Source organism: Pseudarthrobacter sp. TE3704 (genome assembly GCF_056279405.1).
On record NZ_JBWCCJ010000003.1, the window covers coordinates 169,075 to 188,782 of the forward strand.

At 66.9% G+C, this 19,708-nt stretch carries 17 protein-coding genes; 10 read left to right on the forward strand and 7 right to left on the reverse strand.

The window, feature by feature from the left end; genetic code table 11:
* The 4 genes from ACZ9BC_RS08480 to ACZ9BC_RS08495 all read right to left on the reverse strand — a co-directional run bounded on the left by ACZ9BC_RS08480 (position 1) and on the right by ACZ9BC_RS08495 (position 4,381).
* The gene (locus tag ACZ9BC_RS08480) at positions 1-939 is read right to left on the reverse strand and encodes an FAD binding domain-containing protein (RefSeq protein ID WP_476245542.1); all 939 of its coding nucleotides are present in this window, start codon (positions 937-939) and stop codon (positions 1-3) included.
* Positions 930-2,183, reverse strand: coding sequence for an XdhC family protein (locus ACZ9BC_RS08485; RefSeq protein WP_476245543.1), 1,254 nt, complete (start codon positions 2,181-2,183; stop codon positions 930-932). The genes ACZ9BC_RS08480 and ACZ9BC_RS08485 overlap by 10 nt, the downstream gene beginning before the upstream one ends.
* Positions 2,184-2,350: 167 nt before the next feature.
* Positions 2,351-3,871 carry an NCS2 family permease gene (locus ACZ9BC_RS08490; protein ID WP_079598868.1) on the reverse strand — a complete coding sequence of 507 codons (1,521 nt, stop codon included), beginning with the start codon at positions 3,869-3,871 and terminating at the stop codon, positions 2,351-2,353.
* Positions 3,872-3,886: 15 nt separating this feature from the next.
* On the reverse strand, positions 3,887-4,381 hold the full coding sequence (locus ACZ9BC_RS08495) for a nucleoside deaminase (RefSeq protein ID WP_079598867.1): 495 nt from the start codon (positions 4,379-4,381) through the stop codon (positions 3,887-3,889).
* Between the two features lie 403 nt (positions 4,382-4,784).
* Between ACZ9BC_RS08495 and ACZ9BC_RS08500 the strand changes: the two genes are divergently transcribed.
* Both ACZ9BC_RS08500 and ligD read left to right on the forward strand, forming a co-directional pair.
* Complete coding sequence (locus tag ACZ9BC_RS08500) at positions 4,785-6,158, forward strand: 8-oxoguanine deaminase (RefSeq protein ID WP_476245544.1); 1,374 nt, start codon at positions 4,785-4,787, stop codon at positions 6,156-6,158.
* A gap of 45 nt (positions 6,159-6,203) precedes the next feature.
* The gene (gene ligD, locus ACZ9BC_RS08505; protein ID WP_476245545.1) at positions 6,204-7,436 is read left to right on the forward strand and encodes a non-homologous end-joining DNA ligase; all 1,233 of its coding nucleotides are present in this window, start codon (positions 6,204-6,206) and stop codon (positions 7,434-7,436) included.
* A 15-nt stretch (positions 7,437-7,451) separates the two neighbouring features.
* Here ligD and ACZ9BC_RS08510 read toward each other — a convergent pair whose 3' ends face one another.
* The gene (locus ACZ9BC_RS08510) at positions 7,452-7,637 is read right to left on the reverse strand and encodes a hypothetical protein (RefSeq protein WP_079598864.1); all 186 of its coding nucleotides are present in this window, start codon (positions 7,635-7,637) and stop codon (positions 7,452-7,454) included.
* Between the two features lie 350 nt (positions 7,638-7,987).
* On the opposite strand from ACZ9BC_RS08510, the gene pucL reads away from it, so the two are divergent.
* Together pucL and ACZ9BC_RS08520 are read left to right on the forward strand one after the other, a co-directional pair.
* The gene (gene pucL / locus ACZ9BC_RS08515) at positions 7,988-8,896 is read left to right on the forward strand and encodes a factor-independent urate hydroxylase (protein ID WP_476245546.1); all 909 of its coding nucleotides are present in this window, start codon (positions 7,988-7,990) and stop codon (positions 8,894-8,896) included.
* 141 nt (positions 8,897-9,037) lie between these two features.
* On the forward strand, positions 9,038-10,543 hold the full coding sequence (locus tag ACZ9BC_RS08520) for a nucleobase:cation symporter-2 family protein (protein WP_476245547.1): 1,506 nt from the start codon (positions 9,038-9,040) through the stop codon (positions 10,541-10,543).
* Positions 10,544-10,632: 89 nt separating this feature from the next.
* Here the strand turns inward: ACZ9BC_RS08520 and ACZ9BC_RS08525 are convergent, their stop codons facing one another.
* Positions 10,633-11,388 carry an IclR family transcriptional regulator gene (locus ACZ9BC_RS08525; RefSeq protein ID WP_079598861.1) on the reverse strand — a complete coding sequence of 252 codons (756 nt, stop codon included), beginning with the start codon at positions 11,386-11,388 and terminating at the stop codon, positions 10,633-10,635.
* Between the two features lie 210 nt (positions 11,389-11,598).
* Between ACZ9BC_RS08525 and ACZ9BC_RS08530 the strand changes: the two genes are divergently transcribed.
* The 5 genes from ACZ9BC_RS08530 to ACZ9BC_RS08550 all read left to right on the forward strand — a co-directional run bounded on the left by ACZ9BC_RS08530 (position 11,599) and on the right by ACZ9BC_RS08550 (position 18,059).
* The gene (locus tag ACZ9BC_RS08530) at positions 11,599-13,053 is read left to right on the forward strand and encodes an NAD-dependent malic enzyme (RefSeq protein WP_476245548.1); all 1,455 of its coding nucleotides are present in this window, start codon (positions 11,599-11,601) and stop codon (positions 13,051-13,053) included.
* A gap of 38 nt (positions 13,054-13,091) precedes the next feature.
* The gene (gene aceB, locus ACZ9BC_RS08535; RefSeq protein WP_115523913.1) at positions 13,092-14,690 is read left to right on the forward strand and encodes a malate synthase A; all 1,599 of its coding nucleotides are present in this window, start codon (positions 13,092-13,094) and stop codon (positions 14,688-14,690) included.
* 3 nt (positions 14,691-14,693) lie between these two features.
* Complete coding sequence (locus ACZ9BC_RS08540; RefSeq protein ID WP_476245549.1) at positions 14,694-15,971, forward strand: DUF6986 family protein; 1,278 nt, start codon at positions 14,694-14,696, stop codon at positions 15,969-15,971.
* A gap of 15 nt (positions 15,972-15,986) precedes the next feature.
* Positions 15,987-16,799 (forward strand): bifunctional allantoicase/(S)-ureidoglycine aminohydrolase, encoded by an 813-nt coding sequence (locus ACZ9BC_RS08545; RefSeq protein ID WP_476245550.1) that lies wholly within the window; start codon positions 15,987-15,989, stop codon positions 16,797-16,799.
* Positions 16,800-16,907: 108 nt separating this feature from the next.
* Entirely contained in the window at positions 16,908-18,059 is a 1,152-nt protein-coding gene (locus ACZ9BC_RS08550; protein ID WP_476245551.1) for a serine hydrolase domain-containing protein, read from the forward strand.
* A gap of 40 nt (positions 18,060-18,099) precedes the next feature.
* Here the strand turns inward: ACZ9BC_RS08550 and ACZ9BC_RS08555 are convergent, their stop codons facing one another.
* Positions 18,100-19,281 (reverse strand): zinc-dependent alcohol dehydrogenase, encoded by a 1,182-nt coding sequence (locus ACZ9BC_RS08555; RefSeq protein WP_476245552.1) that lies wholly within the window; start codon positions 19,279-19,281, stop codon positions 18,100-18,102.
* A gap of 170 nt (positions 19,282-19,451) precedes the next feature.
* Here ACZ9BC_RS08555 and ACZ9BC_RS08560 point away from each other — a divergent pair, with 170 nt between their 5' ends.
* Positions 19,452-19,700 (forward strand): hypothetical protein, encoded by a 249-nt coding sequence (locus ACZ9BC_RS08560; RefSeq protein ID WP_476245553.1) that lies wholly within the window; start codon positions 19,452-19,454, stop codon positions 19,698-19,700.
* Positions 19,701-19,708 lie beyond the last annotated feature (8 nt).

Sequence of the window (19,708 nt, forward strand, 5' to 3'; positions counted from 1 at the left end):
TCAGGCCCCTTTCGAACGTGTGGTGTGCCCCGGCGGCTGGCTTGGTGCCGCGGCCTGGGGCGGCCAGAAGTCACCGGATACCGGGAGCCCGGGTGCCCCTTCAGGGGCGCCAAGCTCCGCGCGGATCTCCTCCGCGAGCCGGTAGGTCATGTCCCGCCGCCAGGCCGGCAGGCCGTGGATGTCATCGTGGTACAGGTCCCCCGGGATGCCGTCATCCAGGGCGGCGGCAAGTTCGTCAGCGTCCGGAAGCCCGGCGAACCGCAGCTGCACCGGCCGTTTGGTGGCGGCGGTGACGGTCAGGACCAGGGAGGTGCCGCCGTCGAGCCTTCCAATGAGCAGCACCCCGGACCTGCCGAGGTTGCTCAGCGAGAGGCGGCGGAACGCCGCCCGGGAGGCAAGGGCCGACGCCGGGAGGTGGACGCTGCGGAGCAGCTCGCCGGGTGCCAGGGAGTTGGCGGCGTCACCGGTGATGAAGTCGGCCACCGGAATGGTGCGGCTGGTGCCGCCCGGGCCGAGGATTGTGGCGACGCCGCCGAGGCCGGCACAGAGAGAGATGATGGGCCCCGCAGGCAGCGAGGTGCACAGGTTGCCGCCGACGGTGGACATGTTCCACACCTTGAAGGACGCCACGAAGGAATCGCAGCACGGGCGGACCAGGTCCAGGCCCGGCCAGCCGCGGCCGGACACGTCAGAAGCGGCGGGGAGGCTGTACAGCTGGGCGATGGTGCAGGTGGCCGCGAGCTCGATGCCGTCATCGGTGACGGTGGCCGGTTCCCAGCCGGCGGTGCCGAGGTCCAAAAGGCGTTTGAGCGGCTGTGGGCCAAAGGCGTAGCTGCCGTAGGAGAAAAGGACCGTTCCGCCGGCCAGCCAGGCGTCGCCGTCGCGCCATTGTGCGGGGTCGGTGGTGGTGACCACCGCCTCGATGGTGTTCATGTCCATGCGATCTCCTGGGAAAGTTTTGTTGGCGCTGACTGCCGCGGTGCTTGATGCGGCGGCTGCTGCGCGGGGTGTTGATGGATGGGGCCGGAGGCCTCGCGAAGCGGAGTGCAGCTCGCGGCGCGGCTGCGGGACGCTATGAGCTCCGCCGTGATGGAGACAGCCACTTCTGCGGGAGTGACGGCGCCGAGGTCCAGGCCGATGGGTGAATGCAGTTGGGCGATCCGCTCAGGCGCGACGCCCGCGCTCAGGAGGTCATCCACCCGCTGGAGGTGGCTGCGGCGGGACCCCATCGCGCCGACGTAGGCGAGGTCCAGGGCGAGCGCGGTTTCCAGCAGCGGAAGGTCGAATTTGGGGTCGTGGGTGAGGACGGCCGCCACGGTGCGGCTGTCCAGGTGTCCGGCATCTGATTCGGCTGCCAGGTAGCGGTGCGGCCAGTCCGTCACCACCTGGTCAGCGGCGCCGAAGCGCGGCTGCGACGCGAACGCCGGCCGCGCGTCCACCAGGGTGACGTGGTAGCCCAGCAGCTTGGCGGCCGGTAGCAGCGCGGCGCCGAAATCATTGGCGCCGAACACCAGCATCCGCGGCGGGGCGAGCCGTGATTCCACCAGGATGGCGGCCGCGCCGGAATCCTGGGGCCGGTCACCTTGCAGGCGGTCCGGCAGGCAGCCGCCGGCTCCGGCCAGCCGGACCATCCCGGCGCCGCCGTTGCGGACCAGGGCTTCCACCTGAAGGAGGGACTCTCCCTCAAGAAGTCCGGCCAGTTCCGGCGACGCTGCCGCACGGAAGTTTGCCTCATGGAGTACGACGGCGGCGCCTCCCAGGGTGCCCACGCGGCGTACCAGCGCCACGGGCTGGCCAGAGCCCGCGTCCGCGAGTTGCCGCAGCGCGGTCCGGAGCGGGTGCGGCGCGGTTTCACCGGCCACAGCCGCGGGCACCGGCTCAATATGGATGTCCAGCTCTCCCCCGCAGGTGAGCCCGGCGGCGAATGCGTCGGCGGCACTGAAGCCGAAGGTCTTCCGGCGGGTTCCGCCGTCGTCCATTGCCTCGAGCGCGAGCGCCACCACGGCGCCTTCCACGCAGCCGCCGGAGAGGCTGCCGAGCACGGAACCTGATGCGGTGACGATCATGGACGTGCCCACCGGCCGCGGCACGGAACCGGTTGCGCCCACGATGGTGGCGACCGCGAACTGTTCGGCCGCACCCCGCTGCGCCCAGGAGTGGAGCGAAGGGATCAGGTCAAGCATGGCGGCACTCCTTCTTCCGCGCGGCGGTGGTGTCCATTGTCGTTCCTATCGGGAGGTTCGGAAAGCAGGGCGTGAATAAGCGTGTTGTCCGGAAAGCCTGCCGGCCCGGACATCCGCAGCCGGTTGCGGGTGCGGATGTCCGGATCGGGCGCCGGCAAGGGCTGTACTTAGGCCCCGAGCAACAGGTTGATGGGTCCGCGGGCGAAGTACACCAGGAAGCCGGCGCTGACCACCCACATCAGCGGATGGATCTTCTTTGCCTTCCCGGATGCGGCCCCGATGATGGCCCAGCTGACGAAGCCCACACCGATGCCGTTGGCTATCGAGTAGCTCAGCGGCATGGTCACGATGGTGAGGAACGCCGGCAGGGCCACGCTGAACTTGCTGAACTTGATCTCGCGGATCTGCGCCATCATCATCGCGCCCACCACCACCAGCGCCGCGGCGGCGACCTCGAGCGGCACCACGCTGGTGAGCGGGGTGAGGAACATCGAGCCCAGGAACAGCACTCCGGTGACCACGGAGGCCAGGCCGGTGCGGGCGCCTTCGCCGATCCCGGCCGCGGAGTCGATGTATACCGTGTTGGAGGAGCCGGAGGTGGCTCCGCCGGCCACGGCGCCGATGCCTTCCACGATGAAGGCCGACTTGAGCCGGGGGAAGGTGCCGTCCTTGTGGGCCACACCGGCGCTCTTGGCGAGGCCGGTCATGGTGCCCATGGCGTCGAAGAAGTTGGTGAACACGAGCGTGAAGACCAGCATAGTGGCGGCCAGTCCGCCGATCCTGGCGAACGAACCGAAGAGGTCGAACTGGCCAACGAGTGCCAGGTCCGGCGCCGAGACGAGCTGTCCGGAAAGGACCGGGGTGTTCAGGTGCCAGCCGCCGGGGTTGGTGGCGCTGGCCGGGCCGATCTTGAAGATGGCTTCCACGACGGCGGCGAGCACGGTGGTGCCCACAATGCCGATCAGCAGGCCGCCCTGGACCTTGCGTGCCACCAGGATGCCCATGGCCAGGAGGCCGACGACGAACACCAGGGTGGGCACGGAGGTGATGGAGCCGCCGTCGCCCAGCTGGACGGGGGGCCCGCCCGCCGTGGCCCGGACGAAGCCGGAGTCCACGAAGCCGATGAAGGCGATGAACAGGCCGATGCCGACAGTAATGGCGGCCTTCAGTTCCTTGGGCACGGCCCTGAAGATGGCGGTCCGGGCGCCGGTGACGCCGAACAGCACGATCAGGATGCCGTTGATCACCACCAGGCCCATGGCCTCGGCCCAGGTGACTTCCTGGATCACCGAGACGGCCAGGAAGGAGTTGATTCCGAGGCCGGCTGCGAGGCCGAACGGCAGGTTGGCCACGAGGCCGAAGAGGATGGTCATGACGCCGGCTGTGAGGCCGGTGACGGCGCCTACCTGGGCGGCGGAGAGCCAGCCCCCGGCAACGTCGGTGGGGGCGTTGTCCGCGCTGAACCCGCCGAGGATCAGCGGGTTCAGGATGACGATGTACGCCATGGTGAAGAAGGTGACCAGGCCGCCGCGGAATTCACGGGCCAGCGTTGAGCCGCGCTGGGTGATGTGGAAGAAGCGGTCAAGGATGGAGTTCGACGCCGGCGGCCTGGGGGTGCCTGACGCCGGCTGGGGGGTGCGGGGGGATGGAGCCGAATGCTCGTCGTGGGAGGAATCCAGGATGGTCATGGTGAGCCGCCGGGCCTAGTAGTCGATCCTGGATTCGAGCGTGTTCCAGGTGTTGAACGGCTCCAGCGGGGCCGGTGCCTGGGGATCGCCCAGCTCCAGCTTGGATACCGGCATCAGGGAGTCCCTGTCCTGGTTGTTGAAGTATTCGTAGAAGACGGCGTCATCGAAACCGACGGAGGCGGCGTCGTGGCGGTCGGCCGCGAAGACCACCCGTTCCACGCGGGCCCAGAGTGCCGATGCCAGGCACATGGGGCACGGTTCGCAGCTGGTGTAGAGGACGGCGCCGCTGAGGTCGAAGGTGCCGAGTTCGCGGCAGGCGGTGCGGATTGCGGTAACTTCGGCGTGGGCCGTGGGATCGTTGTCCGCAGTGACGCGGTTGACGCCGTCGAACGTTTTGCCGTCCGCGGTGACGATCATGGCGCCGAAGGGGCCTCCGCTGTTCAGGACGTTGGCCGTTGCCAGCCGGATGGATCTGGCCAAAAATTCCTCGGCCGTGACGGTGGTACTCATGATGCGACTTCCTTATTGCCGGGAAGCCTGTTGCCGCTTGCAGGACCAGTAGAACCAGGTGCGACGGTTACCAGGCTTCAGCATGTGCTGTGAAGGTTAAGTTGCGCCTGGTAGATAGCTTCCCGGGGTCCGGGTGCCCGCCTTTGGCAGAATCGAGATTAGCACCGGATTGTGGTCCGCGCCATAGTTTTTTGAAAACTTAATTTCGCGATGTGAAATTCATGTTTCGCGTTCTTCACCGGGCAGGCCGGAGGCGGTCACAATTCGGGGACGTTGACGCAGGTCAAGCTTGTTCCCTACTCTGATGGCACCCGACGCTGCCCGCAGCCGCCGGTACCTGGATCAGCAGACAGGGCCTCACTGAGCTGGAATTACCGCACCTGCGCTCAGACAAGGACAGCCAATGACCCACCCTCCCGCTCCTGCCGCCGCACCCCGCCTCTGGATCCGGAATCCACAGGCCGCCTTCACCGCAAACTCCCTGGACGCCTCCGGCGGGCTGGTGGTCAGCGGCGGCGTCATTGTCGAGGTGCTTTCCGCTGGGCAACAGCCGTCAGCCCCCTGCCAGCAGACGTTCGACGCCGGCAACCACGTGCTGCTGCCGGGCCTGATCAACACCCATCACCACTTCTACCAGACCCTCACCCGCGCCTGGGGTCCGGTGGCAAACGCCCCGCTGTTCCCCTGGCTGCAGAACCTGTACCCCGTGTGGGCCCGGCTCACGCCACGCGACCTGGAGCTCGCCGCCACGGTGGCCCTGGCCGAACTGCTGCTCTCCGGCTGCACCACCGCCGCCGACCATCACTACCTCTTCCCCGGCGGGCTGGAAAACGCCATCGATATCGAAGTGGAGGCGGTGCGGCGGCTGGGTATGCGTGCCACGCTGACCCGGGGGTCCATGACATTGGGAACGGACGACGGCGGCCTGCCGCCGCAGTCCACAGTGCAGGCTCCAGAGGTAGTGCTGGCCGACAGCGAACGGCTGGTGGGCCAGTACCACGAGCGCGGCGGGGATGCGGTGATCCAGATTGCCCTGGCCCCCTGCTCGCCGTTTTCGGTGACGAAGGAAATCATGGCCGAAAGCGCGGCCCTGGCAGGGCGGCTGGACGTCCGGCTGCACACGCACCTGGCGGAAACCCTGGACGAGGAAGACTTCTGCCGCGAAATGTTCGGGCTGCGGACCGTTGACTACCTGGACAGCGTCGGCTGGCTGACAGACCGCACCTGGCTGGGCCACGGCATCCACTTCAGCGACGCGGAGATCGCCCGCCTCGGCGCGGCGGGGACCGGCGTCGCGCATTGCCCTACCTCCAACATGCGGCTGGCATCCGGGACTGCCCGCGTCCTGGAACTGGAAGACGCGGGAGTTCCGGTGGGGCTGGGAGTGGACGGCTCGGCGTCGAACGATGCCTCCAACATGATCCTCGAGGCCAGGCAGGCACTGTATCTCCAGCGGCTGCGCTACGGGGCCGACGTGCCCGTGGAGCGGGCGCTCGGCTGGGCAACACGGGGCTCGGCCGCCGTGCTGGGCCGTCCGGAACTGGGCCAGTTGGCGCCGGGGATGCAGGCTGACCTGGCCTTGTTCCGGCTGGATGACCTGCGTTTCTCCGGCAGCCATGATCCCATCGCGGCGCTGCTGCTCTGCGCCGCGGACCGGGCGGACCGGGTGATGGTCGGCGGGCAATGGCGCGTGCTGGACGGGCAGATTCCGGGCCTGGACGTCGCCGGGCTCATCGCCGAGCACTCGGCCGCGGCACGCAGGCTGGTGAACGGCTGACGTCAGCCACTGTTATGGCTGGTCAGCCGCTGCTAGCGTGGCGGCATGACTCCGTCAAAGACGCCGGCCGAGATCCTGGACATCGAGGGTGTTGAGGTCCGCATCTCCAGCCCGGACAAGCTGGTGTTTCCCGGGCCTGGGCTGACCAAGCTGGACCTGGTGCGCTACTACCTGGCCGTCGCGGAGGGGGCACTGCGCGGCGCGGGCGGCCGGCCGATGGTGCTCAAACGCTTCCCGAAGGGCATCGACGCCGAGCCGTTCTTCCAGAAGCGTGTGCCCGAGAACCATCCCCCGTTCATCGACACCACTACGCTGCACTACGCCTCCGGGACGTCGGCCGAGGAGGCCGTCATCCGGGATGCGGCGGGGCTGGCGTGGGTCATCAACCTCGGCTGCCTGGACCTCAACCCCCACCCGGTGCGCGCGGAGGACCTTGAGCATCCTGACGAGCTGCGGGTGGACCTCGATCCCATGCCGGGGGTGGACTGGTCACAGATCGTGGACGTCGCGTATGTGGCCCAGGAAGTGCTGGAGGACGTGGGACTGGTGGGCTGGCCGAAAACCAGCGGGTCGCGGGGTCTGCATATCCTGGTGCGCATCGCCCCGGAGTGGTCGTACCGCGATGTCCGGCTGGCGGCGGAAACCCTCGCGCGCGAGGTTGAGAACCGGGCTCCCGGCCTCGCCACCGCACGGTGGTGGAAGGAGGAGCGCGGCGAGAGCGTGTTTGTCGACTTCAACCAGAATGCAAAGGACCGGACCGTGGCGTCAGCGTACTCGGTCCGGTCCCTGCCCGACGCCCGGGTGTCCACGCCGCTCGCCTGGGACGAGGTCCGCTCCATTCGGCCCGAACAATTCACGGTGCCCACGGTGCTCGAGCGTTTCGCCGACGTCGGCGATCCCCACGCCGGCATCGACACAGCCGTTGGCTCACTGGAAGGACTCCTCGCACGGGCAGCCGAGCTTGGCCCCGCGGAGAAAGCCCCGCGCTCGGGTGACGGCTCGGGCCGCCGGCAGTCCACCATGCCGCTGATCGAAGTGGCGCGTACCAAGACCAAGCTGGAGGCGCAGTCGGCCCTCGAGGAGTGGAAGGTTCGCCATGCGGACGTGGTTCCCGCCCTGCACCCGGCGGACGTACTCATTGACGGGATGCGGGGCTCGAGCTCGCTCTGGTACCGGGTGCGGGTGAACCTGCAGCACGTTCCCGAGGCTGAGCGTCCTCCACAGGAGGAGCTTATTGCCGACTACGACCCCTGGGCCGGGAAGGAATGGCCGGGCTAGCTGGAGCCAGCCCTGTTACGGCCGCCGGCCGAAGCCCGGGAGGGCGTGGATCCAGCGCGAGAAGCGGCTGGGCTCATGCACCCGGTCTGCCGGCAAGTAGAAGTCCGGGTCCGTGCCGCCCCCGAGGGGAAGGTAGAACTCCGGGACCGAGGGTGCCGCCGCGTTCGCCGGTGCAACCGGCTTCGTGTCCTGCTGGTACATCTGATCCTCCTCCAGAGGTCGCTGCTTGGTTTTTGGGATTCCATGAAGTGGAAAATAAGTTTTGCTATACGAAAAGCTTAGGGGGACGCCCCGCTTACCGTCAACGGGTCCGGTCACAATTTGATTTTTCAACTTGTGATGTACACCACCGGCTTGCGGGGGTACGCTGATAGGCAACTCGTGGCGCACGTCACGTAACCTGGGAGCAGCAGGCAGGGTCGTAATGAGCTGGCATCAATGGATGCCGGCTCTTTTTTGTTGGGTCGGCTCCACCGGAAACGCGCTTGTAACACGCGCTTAATTTCAGTGATGGAACCTATGTTCCACATACCGGAAGTTGGGAACAGACCATGAGCAGCAAGATCATCCTCGGCGAAAACCAGTACGGCAAGGCGGAGGTCCGGGTCGTCAAGATCACCCGGGACACGAACCGCCACGAGATCGAGGACCTCAACGTGACCTCGCAGCTGCGGGGCGACTTCGCCGCGGCCCACCTGGAGGGCGACAACGCCCACGTGGTGGCCACGGACACCCAGAAGAACACCATCTACGCCTTCGCCCGCGACGGCGTCGGCTCCCCCGAAGCGTTCCTGCTGCGCCTCGGCGAGCACTTCACATCCAGCTTCGACTGGGTCACCGGCGGCCGGTGGGAAGCCGAGTCCTACAGCTGGGACCGCATCCAGGCCCACGGCAGCGAACACGACCACTCCTTCGTCCGCAACGGCCAGGAAGTCCGCACCGCCGTCCTGGTCCGTGACGGCGCCACCAGCCACCTGATCTCCGGGCTCAAGGACCTGACGGTCCTGAAGTCCACCCAGTCCGGCTTCGTCGGCTACCCGAAGGACCGCTACACCACCCTGCCGGAAACCACGGACCGCATCCTTGCCACGGACGTCTCCGCCCGCTGGCGCTTCAAGACCGGAACCGACTTCAGCACCCTGGACTTTAACAAGAGCTACGAGGACGTCAAGGCACTCCTGCTGGAAGGCTTCACGGAGAAGTACTCCCACGCCCTGCAGCAGACCCTGTTCGACATGGGCACCAAGGTCCTTGAGGCCCACAGCGAGATCGACGAGATCAAGTTCTCCATGCCCAACAAGCACCACTTCCTGGTGGACCTCTCACCCTTCGGCCTGGACAACCCGAACGAGGTCTTCTTCGCCGCCGACCGTCCGTACGGCCTGATCGAGGCCACCGTACAGCGCGACGACGCGGCCCCGGCTCCCGCCGCCTGGTCCGGCATCGCCGGCTTCTGCTAAACCGCACCGCCACCGGTGGTTGAGCCGTCGAAACCCTCGACGGGCTCAACCACCGGGCCTTCCCCAAAGTTTTTGCCACACCTGTTAGCCAGACAACGTTAGCCAGACGATGACGTCTGCCATGAACCAAGAAAGTCTGCCATGAACACCAAGAAGAAGCTGGCCGCTGCGGCCGCCGGCAAAAAGCACCAGCAGGCACGCCCGGAGGACCAGCGGCTCCCCATCGCCAGCACCTTCGCCTATGGCTTCCAGCACGTCCTCACCATGTACGGCGGCATCATCGCCCCGCCGCTGATCATCGGCGCCGCCGCGGGCATGAGCTCACAGGACATCGGCCTGCTGATTGCAGCCTGCCTGTTCGTCGGCGGCCTTGCCACCATCCTCCAGACCGTCGGCGTCCGCTTCTTCGGTTCCCAACTCCCCCTGGTCCAGGGTGTCTCCTTTGCCGGCGTCTCCACCATGGTCGCCATCGTGCACGGCGGCGGGGGAATCCAGGCAGTGTTCGGATCGGTCATTGCGGCGTCCCTGATCGGCCTGCTGATCACCCCGCTCTTCTCGAAGATAATCCGGTTCTTCCCGCCGGTGGTCACCGGAACGGTCATCACCACCATCGGCCTGACGCTGATGCCGGTGGCCGCCAACTGGGCCATGGGCGGAAACAGGACAGCCGAGAACTACGGCAGCATGGCCAACATCGGCCTGGCCGCAGCCACCATGGCCATCGTCCTGCTCCTGAGCAAGGTGGGCAGCGCCGCGATCTCACGGCTCTCCATCCTGCTCGCGATGGTCCTGGGCACCGTGATTGCCTTCGCGTTCGGCATGGCCGACTTCTCCAAGGTTGGCCAGGGCGAGATCGTCGCCTTCCCCACCCCGTTCGCCTTCGGACCGCCAGTGTTCGAGATCGCCGCCATCATCTCCATGCTGATCGTCATCCTGGTAACGCTCACGGAAACCTCCGCGGACATCATCGCCGTGGGCGAGATCGTTGGCACCAAGGTGGACTCCAAGCGGATCGGCGACGGCCTGCGTGCGGACATGCTCTCCAGCGCCATCTCCCCGCTGTTCAACTCCTTCACCCAAAGCGCCTTCGCCCAGAACGTGGGCCTCGTGGCCATCACCGGCGTGAAAAGCCGCTTCGTGGTCAGCGCCGGCGGCCTGATCCTGGTGATCCTCGGCCTGCTGCCCGTGCTTGGCCGGGTGGTCGCAGCGGTGCCCACCCCCGTCCTGGGCGGCGCCGGCGTCGTCCTCTTCGGAACCGTGGCCGCCAGCGGCATCCGCACGCTGTCCAAGGTTGAGTACAAGAACAACATGAACCTGATCATCGTGGCGGCATCCATCGGGTTCGGCATGATCCCCATCGCCGCACCGGCCTTCTACGACCAGTTCCCGTCCTGGTTCGGCACCATCTTCCACTCCGGCATCAGCTCCGCCGCCGTGATGGCCATCCTCCTGAACCTGCTGTTCAACCACCTCAAGGCCGGCAACTCGGACAACCAGTCCGTCTTTGTGGCCGGCACCGAACGCGTGGTCCGGGAAGAGGACCTGAAGTGCCTGGCCGACGGCGACCGCTTCGAAGGCGGCAAGCTCATCGACTGCGACGGCAAGGAAGTCCGGGTCGAGGCCGCGGAAAAGGCGGCAGAGCACTAACCAGGCAGCCAAATGACGACGGCGGCCCGCTCCGGGAAGGAGGGGCCGCCGTCGTCAGCGTGTTGGCAGGGCCGTTACGGCCAGGGAGGTCAGGTGCGGTTCAGTTCGTCCGAGATGGCCTGGGCGGCCTCGCGGAGGACCGGGACGGCTTTGTCCGCAAAGTGTTCGTCAACCCGGGAGACCGGGCCGGAGACAGAGATTGCGGTGGGCGTGGGAGCGTTGGGCACCGCCATGGCGAAGCACCGGACGCCGAGCTCCTGCTCCTCCTCGTCAATGGAGTACCCACGTTCGCGGATGAGCTTGAGGTCGGCCAGCAGCTCGTCGATCTCGCCGATGCTCTTGATGGTGGGAGTCGGCATCCCGGCCCGGGTAACGATGCCGCGGACCACGTCGTCGTCCAGCTGGGCGAGGATGGCCTTCCCGACGCCGGTGGCATGGGTGTGGGCGCGGCGCCCCACCTCGGTGAACATCCGCATGGAGTGCAGGGAGGGCACCTGGGCCACGTAGATCACCATGTCCGAGTCCAGCACCGCCATGTTGGAGGTTTCGCCCAGCCGGTCCACCAGGGTTTTCAGCTGCGGACGGGCCAGCGCGCCCAACTGCTTGTTGGCACCTTCGCCCAGCCGGATCAGCCGGGGACCCAGGGCGTAGCGGCGGTTGGGCAGCTGGCGGATATAGCCAAGTGCCACCAGGGTGCGCAGGAGCCGGTGGATGGTGGGCAGTGGCAGGTCCGTGGACGAGGACAGTTCGCTGAGGGTGACGTCGCCGCCCGCATCAGTGATCAGTTCCAGAAGTTCGAAGACGCGCTCAACGGACTGCACGCCTCCAGCGGCTTTTTCAGCCATGTACCAGTCTCCTGTGACTCGGATTCCGACAAGTCTTATCCGCATGGTGAAAAGAATTGCCCTAGTGGTCCCAAGATACAGCACGGCCCCGCCCGGCGCGATGAAACTGTTCAAGGGCTTGTAATTCCACAAAGTAGATAATAATATCCATAATACGAAAACATTCGGACGAGCAAGCCGCCCGGACAAGGCCCAACAGGAGGACATTCAATGGCGAACCCCAGCCCCGGAAATTCGATCACCCTGCGCGTGGAAGCACCCTCGAGCTTCAGCGCCACCAGCGAACTGGCCGCGGCGGTCGGTGCTGCCGGAGCCGCGATCACGGCCCTGGATGTCAGTGAGTCCCACCACGAGACGCTCGTGGTCGACGTCACCTGCAACACCACGGACGATGCCCACGCCGAAAGGGTCAAAGACGCCCTGAACGCGCTCGACGGCGTCACCGTCCAGCATGTTTCTGACCGCACCTTCCTGATGCACCTCGGCGGCAAGCTCGAAGTCGTCCCCAAGGTAGCCCTGCGCAACCGCGACGACCTGTCCCGTGCCTACACTCCCGGCGTCGCCCGCGTGTGCCTCGCCATCGCCGAGGACCCGGCAGCGGCCCGGAACCTGACCGTCAAGCGCAACACCATCGCCGTCCTCACCGACGGCTCCGCGGTCCTGGGCCTGGGCAACATCGGCCCGGCTGCCGCCCTGCCGGTCATGGAGGGCAAGGCTGCGCTGTTCAAGCAGTTCGCCAACGTTGATGCCTGGCCGGTCTGCCTCGACACGCAGGACACCGAGGAGATCATCATGATCGCCAAGGCCATGGCCCCCGTCTATGGCGGCATCAACCTCGAGGACATCGCCGCGCCCCGCTGCTTCGAGATCGAGAACCGGCTCCGCGAGGAACTGGACATCCCGGTGTTCCACGACGACCAGCACGGCACCGCGATCGTCACCCAGGCCGCCCTGGTCAACGCCCTGCGCGTAGTGGGCAAGAAGCTCTCCGAGGTCAGGATCGTGGTCTCCGGCGTGGGCGCCGCCGGCTCCGCCATCATCCAGCTCCTGAAGGCCCAGGGCGCGCAGCACATCATCGCCGCCGGCCGCTCCGGAGCCATCCACGCCGGTGAGAAGTACGACGACGAGCACCGCAGCTGGATTGCCTCGAACACCAACGAAAAAGGCTTCTCCGGCACCCTGCACGATGCACTCAAGGGTGCGGACGTGTTCATCGGCGTCAGCGCCCCGCACGTGATCGGCGAGGAGCAGGTGGCCTCGATGGCAAGGGATGCCATCGTGTTTGCCATGGCCAACCCCACCCCGGAGATCGATCCCGTCATCGCATCCCGGCACGCCGCCGTGGTGGCCACCGGCCGCAGCGACTTCCCCAACCAGATCAACAACGTGCTGGCGTTCCCCGGCTTCTTCCGCGGCCTGCTGGACGCAGGAGCCTCGGACATCACGCCGGACATGCTGGTGGCCGCCGCCGAGGCGATTGCCAACCGGGTGGCTGACGACGAGCTCAATGCCAGTTACATTATCCCCAGCGTCTTCGATCCCCACGTGGCGGCCGACGTTGCTGCAGCTGTAGCCGCGGCCGCACGTTCCGCCAACGTGGCAGCCACGGCCGAACCGGCCGGGGATGCCGCCGCGGTTCCCGTTGCCGCCCTGGCCAGCGCCTGATTCACCGCCCCGCTTCCAGCCAAAGGAAAGGACCAGAAATGGCCATCACAGTCACAGATCCCCGGCCGATCGACCGCGCAGAGGAGATCCTCACTCCCAAGGCGCTGGCGTTCGTGGAGGAGCTTCACACGCGCTTTGCCGGCACCCGCAACGAGCTCCTGGCGGCCCGCGCCGTCAAGCGCCAGCGCGTGGCCGAGACCGGAAAGCTGGACTTCCTGCCGGAAACACAGGACGTGCGCGACGGCGACTGGAAGGTCGCACCGGCGCCGGCAGCCCTGCAGGACCGCCGTGTTGAAATGACCGGCCCCGCTTCCCCGGCAAAGATGGCCATCAACGCCCTCAACTCGGGTGCCAAGGTGTGGCTTGCGGACCTCGAGGACGCCAGCACGCCTACCTGGGGCAACGTCATCGACGCCATCCTGAACCTCCGTGATGCAGCCCAGGGCACGCTGAGCTACACCTCGGAGGAAGGCAAGGAGTATCGGCTCCGCACGGACGCGCCGCTCGCCGTCGTGGTGGCCCGCCCCCGCGGCTGGCACATGCAGGAAAAGCACATGATCATCGACGGCGCACCTGCAGTGGGCGCCCTGGTGGACTTCGGACTGCACTTCTTCCACGTGGCCAAGCAGCTGGTCCTCAACGGGCAGGGACCGTACTACTACCTGCCCAAGATGGAAAGCCACCTTGAGGCACGGCTGTGGAACGACGTCTTTGTGTTCGCGCAGGACTACCTCGGCCTGAACCAGGGCACCATCCGCGCCACCGTACTGATCGAGACCATCCCGGCCGCGTTCGAAATGGACGAGATCCTCTACGAACTCCGGGACCACGCCTCAGGCCTGAACGCCGGCCGCTGGGACTACCTCTTCAGCATCATCAAGTACTTCCGGGACGCCGGCGAGGAGTTCGTCCTGCCGGACCGCGCGTCGGTGGCCATGACGGCACCGTTCATGCGCGCCTACACCGAACTGCTGGTCAAGACCTGCCACAAGCGCGGCGCCTTCGCCATGGGCGGCATGGCGGCCGTGATCCCCAACCGCCGCCACCCCGAGGTCACCGAGGCCGCCTTCGCCAAGGTCCGCGCGGACAAGACCCGCGAAGCCAACGACGGGTTCGACGGATCCTGGGTGGCCCACCCGGACCTGGTCCCCACCTGCCGCGAGGTGTTCGACGCCGTCCTCGGCGACAAGCCCAACCAGCTGGACAGGCAGCGCCCGGAGGTCAACGTCACGGCTGAGCAGCTCCTGGACGTCACCTCCGCCGAGGGCCAGGTCACCGAGGCCGGACTGCGGCTGAACCTCTACGTCGCCGTCGCCTACACGGCCGTGTGGCTGTCCGGGAACGGTGCCGTGGCCATCCACAATCTCATGGAGGACGCGGCAACCGCCGAGATTTCCCGCTCGCAGGTATGGCAGCAGATCCGGAACAAGTCGGTCCTGGCTGACAGCGGCAACACCGTGACCAAGGAGCTCGTGGAACGGATCCTGGGTGAGGAAACCGAACGGCTCCGCACCGAGGTGGGCGACGAAGCGTTCCAGCGCTACTACCAGCCGGCCAGCGGACTGATCGCGGATATCTGCCTCTCGGACGACTACACCGATTTCCTCACCACCCCGGCCTACGAACTGGTGGGCTGAGGCATGGCGGCAACATCCAAGCCCTCACTGTCGCCCGGGGACCTGGCACAGATCGACGGGCAGCTGGCCGCGACGGACCGGCTGCTGGAACGGAACTACCCGGGCGACGACGGCTCCCGCCAGCCCGTCCACACCGTCTACGTCCCCGCGGACCGCTTCACGCCGTCGCTCGCGTCCGACTGGGGAGCGGAAGCTCAGGCCGCCGTCGCCGCGCACGGCGGTTACGGGAAGCTCGGCGCCCTGCTGGGCCAGGAGCCCGGCCTCGCAGAAGCTGTGGCGTCCCGCGTGGAAGCCAAGCTGGCCAGCGAACCCATCGAGGACCTCCGGCTGGACTTCGAGGATGGCTTCGGGGACAGGGGCGACGACGCCGAGGACGCCGCCGCGGTTGCCGCGGCCTCCGCGGTGGCCGCCGCAGCCGCGGCCGGCTCTGCGCCTCCGTTCATCGGCATCCGCTTCAAATGCTTCGAGGCCCCCACCCGGGCCCGCGGACTGCGCACCCTGGACCTCTTCGTCTCCGGCCTGGCGGCCGCCGGCGAACTGCCGGAGGGGCTGGTCCTGACCCTGCCCAAGGTCACCACCGTGGCCCAGGTCCAGGCGATGGACTACGCGGTGTCCCGGCTGGAGGAAGTGCACGGGCTGCCCGCGGGCCGGCTGCGCTTCGAGGTCCAGGTGGAAACGCCGCAGCTGATCCTCGGACCGGAGGGCACCTCCCCCGTAGCCCAGCTGCCGCATGCCGTCCCGGGCCGGATCAGCGGCCTGCACTACGGCACCTACGACTACTCGGCGTCGCTCCAGATTTCCGCGGAGTACCAGTCCATGGAGCACCCGGTGGCCGACTTTGCCAAGGAGGTCATGCAGCTGGCAGTTGCCGGCACGGGCATCCGGCTGTCGGACGGTTCCACCAACATCATCCCGGTGGGCGACAACGTCGAGAACGCCTGGCAGCTGCACGGCCGGCTGGTCCGGCGGTCGCTGGAGCGCGGCTATTACCAGGGCTGGGACCTGCACCCCGCCCAGCTGCCCAGCAGGTTCGCGGCCACCTACGCCTTTTACCGGCAGGGCCTTCCGGCCGCCGCTGCACGCCTCCGCAACTACGTGGAGCAGACCGCAGGCGGCGTGATGGACGAACCCGCAACGGCCCGGGCGCTGGCCGCGTTCGTGCTGCGCGGCGTCCAGTGCGGCGCCGTCGGTGCGGACGAAGTGCAGGCGCTGGCCGGCGTCGGACTCCCCCAGCTCACCGGACTGGCGCACCCGCGGCTCGCCACCACTTCCAACTCCTAAGTAAGGATCTCTTCCATGGGCAAGTACTACTCCCCCACCGGCGGACTGCCGCCGCAGACCCACCTGACCACGGAGCGGGCCATCGTCACCGAGGCGTACACGGTGATCCCGAAGGGCGTTATGACGGACATCGTCACGTCCAACCTGCCGGGCTTTTCGAACACCCGCTCCTGGATCATCGCCCGCCCCATCTCGGGCTTCGCCACCACGTTCTCGCAGCTGATCGTGGAGATCGGCCCGGGCGGCGGCGCGCCCAAGGCCGAATTCGAGGCCGGCGTGGAAGGCGTCGTCTTCGTGACCCGCGGCAGGGTCAACCTCACCCTGGACGGGGAACTGCACCAGCTGGAGGAAGGTGGCTACGCCTACCTGGCTGCGGGTTCCGAGTGGGGCCTGGAGAACGTGTCCGACGACGTTGTTTCCTTCCACTGGATCCGCAAGGCCTACGAACGCCTGGAGGGGTTCGAAGCCAAGTCCTTCGTCACCAACGAAAACGACGTGGAGCCGACGGCGATGCCGGACACCAACGGCGCCTGGAAGACCACCCGCTTCACGGACTCCAACGACCTGGCCCACGACATGCAGGTGAACATCGTGACGTTCCAGCCCGGCGGCGTCATCCCGTTCCCGGAAACCCACGTGATGGAGCACGGCCTGTACGTCCTGGAGGGCAAGGCCATGTACCTGCTGAACAACGACTGGGTTGAGGTGGAGGCCGGCGACTTCATGTGGCTGCGCGCCTTCTGCCCGCAGGCCTGCTACGCCGGCGGCCCGGGCGAGTTCCGCTACCTGCTCTACAAGGACATGAACCGGCAGGTCCGCCTCACCTAGGCGCTCCGCCGCCACCCAAGGGTCCCGGCCCAACTGGGTAGCAGTAACTGTCGTTTTGGAGGCTCAAAACGGCAGTTACTGCTACCTGGTTGGGGGAAGAATAGGTCCATGGGTACACACCCGGCCTGCAGGTGGACGCGGATCACAGCCGTCCTGTGCGCAGCCCTGCTGGCGGTATCCACTGCGGGCTGCACCGGAGATCCCCCGCCGCCCCCGGACCAGGACAAACCCGCTGCCTACGCTCACCTCGAGGCCTTCAGCGCCCGGATGATTGAGGAGGGCGCCCCGGCGGTCCTTATTGCCGTCAGGAACGGCGACAGTACCTGGACCCACGCGGCCGGCGTCCGGAGCGTTGAGACCCGGGAACGGGCAACGGTTGATGATCCCGTCCACATCGGCGGCATCACCGAATCGTTGGTGGCTGTCTCAGTTTTGAAGCTGGTGGAGGAGGGCAGGCTTGACCTCGATGCCCAGGTCAGCGCCTACCTCCCTGAATTCGGAACGGTGCTGCGTCCCCCCGGGCCGGTCACCGTGCGGCAGCTCCTGACCCATGAATCAGGAATCCCCGATTTCTCCATTCCCTTGCTGGCGTCAGGCAGGTGGGAGGAGACGATGAACCGCCCGCTCAACCTCGAACAGCAGCTGGCTTTGGCGGCCACCGTACCTTGGCAGGGCAGGCTGGCGAACGTTTTCGACTACTCGCGGTCCAACTACACGGCACTCGCCCTCATCGTCCAGCGCCTCCGCGGACAAGCGATTGGGCGGGTACTGGCCGCCGACGTCGCCGGGCCCCTGGGCCTGGACGCCACCCGGCTGGGGAACGGGCACCCGCCGCCCGCAATGGTCCACGGCTTCATCACGGTCGAAGGGAAGCACGTGGACGTGGCCCGGCCGGCGTGGCTCGGGGAACTGCCCTCCGCCGGCGCCGTCTCCACGGTGGAGGAAGTAAACGGGTTCTATGGCGCGCTGCTGGAGGGCAGGCTGCTGGCACCGGAATCAGTTGAGGCCATGAAGGGCAGCTACACGCAGTATTACGGTTTTGCCCTGCGTCGCTGGAATGACACCTGCAATAACCGTTTCTACTATGGGCTTCCCGGGGACGTGGACGGCTACGGCACCATCTCCATGACCAGCGAGGACGGCAGGAAGCAACTGACAGTGTCAGTTGCCTACCCGCCGGCACCGCCCACGCTGGACCTCAACCCGCTGATCCCTGAACTGCAGGACGTCGCCCAGGCGGCGTTGAACAGCCTGTGCTGACGGAGCAGCCGCCCGCCCCCTCGGGACTTAAGCGCGGGACTCAGGTACCGGGTTTGAGGACCACCTTGATGCAGCCGTCCTCTTTCTTCTGGAACTTCTCATACAACGCCGGCGCGCCCTCCAGGCCCGAACGGTGGGTGACGAGGTCCATCACACCCAGCGGATCGGCGTCGTCCTCCACGAGCGGCAGCAGGTGATCGGTCCAGTTCCGCACGTTGCACTGGCCCATCCGCAGCTGGATCTGCTTGTCGAACATGGTGAGCATCGGCATGGGGCTCGCCTGGCCGCCGTACACGCCGCTCAGTGACACGGTCCCGCCGCGCCGCACCGCGTTAATGGAGGTGTGCAATGCTGCCAGCCGGTCCACGCCCGCGGTTTCCATAGCCTTCTGCGCCAGCTTGTCCGGCAGCAGCCCCAGTGCCTGATGCGCGAAGCCGGCGACAGGGGACCCATGGGCTTCCATGCCGACGGCGTCAACGACGGCGTCGGGGCCCCTTCCGGACGTCATGTCCCGCAGTTCGTCCGCAATGGTCTTGGTGTAGTCGAACGTTTCCACGCCGTGCCGCGCGGCCATCTCCCGGCGTTCCGGAACGGGGTCCACTCCCACCACGCGGTAGCCGCGCTGTACGCCGATCCGGCCGGCGAACTGGCCCACGGGTCCCAGCCCGAAGACGGCAAGGGTTCCGCCGGGCGGGACGTTGGCGTACTCCACGGCCTGCCATGCTGTGGGAAGGATGTCGGAGAGGAACAGGTAGCGCTCGTCGGGGAGCTCTGTTCCCACTTTTATGGGGCCGTAGTCGGCGTGCGGTACGCGCAGGTACTCCGCCTGGCCGCCCGGGACGGAGCCGTATAGCTCGGAGTAGCCGAACAGGGCGGCTCCGGAGCCCTTGTCCTTCACCTGGGTGGTTTCGCACTGGGACTGCAGCCCTTGGGAGCAGAAGTAGCAGTGGCCGCAGGAGATGTTGAAGGGAATGACCACCCGGTCGCCCGGGCGAAGGTTGGTGACCGCGCTTCCCACTTCCTCCACGATGCCCATGGGTTCGTGGCCGATCACGTCGCCCTTGTGCATGTAGGGGCCGAGGACCTCGTACAGGTGCAGGTCGGAGCCGCAGATCGCCGTGGACGTGATCCGGACGATCGCATCGGTAGGCTCCTGGATGACGGGATCCGGTACTTCTTCCACGCTTACCGAGCGTTTTCCTTGCCAGGTCAGTGCTTTCACAGTTTCCCTTTCTCTGATGCTCATGCAGGAGGGCGGAAGGCCCGTCCTTCGACGCTATCGGCTTCGGGCAAAAAAAGTAAGCAGGCTGATCAAATACTTGTCGTCCCGGCCGGTGGCTTCTAGCGTAGGAAGGGCCAGATCCGAACACGCCCGAGTGAAAGAGGAACACCATGTCGCTGTACCAGCCGGAACCGGTCGAGATCTCCACACGCATGCGGCCCGGCGAATGGACGGAAGCAAGCCTCGAAGAACTCGTCAACAGCTACCGCACCAGGATCGTTGAGATGGGTGCCAGCGCGTCCGACGTCGTGACGGACATCGAACGGAACGACGACGGATCGGTGCGGGTTGCGGTGTCCTGGGACAAGCCGGCGAATGCCGGTGACGAGGACGCCGTCACCGGCGGGCAGATCGTCTAAGCCTGCCC

What these genes read in the sequence shown, in the direction of transcription:
- pucL (WP_476245546.1), top strand. Translation starts at nt 7,988, where the DNA reads ATGAGCAGCAAGATCATCCTCGGCGAAAACCAGTACGGCAAGGCGGAG.
- ACZ9BC_RS08525 (WP_079598861.1), bottom strand. Translation starts at nt 11,388, where the DNA reads ATGGCTGAAAAAGCCGCTGGAGGCGTGCAGTCCGTTGAGCGCGTCTTC.
- ACZ9BC_RS08510 (WP_079598864.1), bottom strand. Translation starts at nt 7,637, where the DNA reads ATGTACCAGCAGGACACGAAGCCGGTTGCACCGGCGAACGCGGCGGCA.
- ACZ9BC_RS08495 (WP_079598867.1), bottom strand. Translation starts at nt 4,381, where the DNA reads ATGAGTACCACCGTCACGGCCGAGGAATTTTTGGCCAGATCCATCCGG.
- ligD (WP_476245545.1), top strand. Translation starts at nt 6,204, where the DNA reads ATGACTCCGTCAAAGACGCCGGCCGAGATCCTGGACATCGAGGGTGTT.
- aceB (WP_115523913.1), top strand. Translation starts at nt 13,092, where the DNA reads ATGGCCATCACAGTCACAGATCCCCGGCCGATCGACCGCGCAGAGGAG.
- ACZ9BC_RS08520 (WP_476245547.1), top strand. Translation starts at nt 9,038, where the DNA reads ATGAACACCAAGAAGAAGCTGGCCGCTGCGGCCGCCGGCAAAAAGCAC.
- ACZ9BC_RS08485 (WP_476245543.1), bottom strand. Translation starts at nt 2,183, where the DNA reads ATGCTTGACCTGATCCCTTCGCTCCACTCCTGGGCGCAGCGGGGTGCG.
- ACZ9BC_RS08490 (WP_079598868.1), bottom strand. Translation starts at nt 3,871, where the DNA reads ATGACCATCCTGGATTCCTCCCACGACGAGCATTCGGCTCCATCCCCC.
- ACZ9BC_RS08560 (WP_476245553.1), top strand. Translation starts at nt 19,452, where the DNA reads ATGTCGCTGTACCAGCCGGAACCGGTCGAGATCTCCACACGCATGCGG.
- ACZ9BC_RS08500 (WP_476245544.1), top strand. Translation starts at nt 4,785, where the DNA reads ATGACCCACCCTCCCGCTCCTGCCGCCGCACCCCGCCTCTGGATCCGG.
- ACZ9BC_RS08480 (WP_476245542.1), bottom strand. Translation starts at nt 939, where the DNA reads ATGGACATGAACACCATCGAGGCGGTGGTCACCACCACCGACCCCGCA.
- ACZ9BC_RS08530 (WP_476245548.1), top strand. Translation starts at nt 11,599, where the DNA reads ATGGCGAACCCCAGCCCCGGAAATTCGATCACCCTGCGCGTGGAAGCA.
- ACZ9BC_RS08545 (WP_476245550.1), top strand. Translation starts at nt 15,987, where the DNA reads ATGGGCAAGTACTACTCCCCCACCGGCGGACTGCCGCCGCAGACCCAC.
- ACZ9BC_RS08540 (WP_476245549.1), top strand. Translation starts at nt 14,694, where the DNA reads ATGGCGGCAACATCCAAGCCCTCACTGTCGCCCGGGGACCTGGCACAG.
- ACZ9BC_RS08550 (WP_476245551.1), top strand. Translation starts at nt 16,908, where the DNA reads ATGGGTACACACCCGGCCTGCAGGTGGACGCGGATCACAGCCGTCCTG.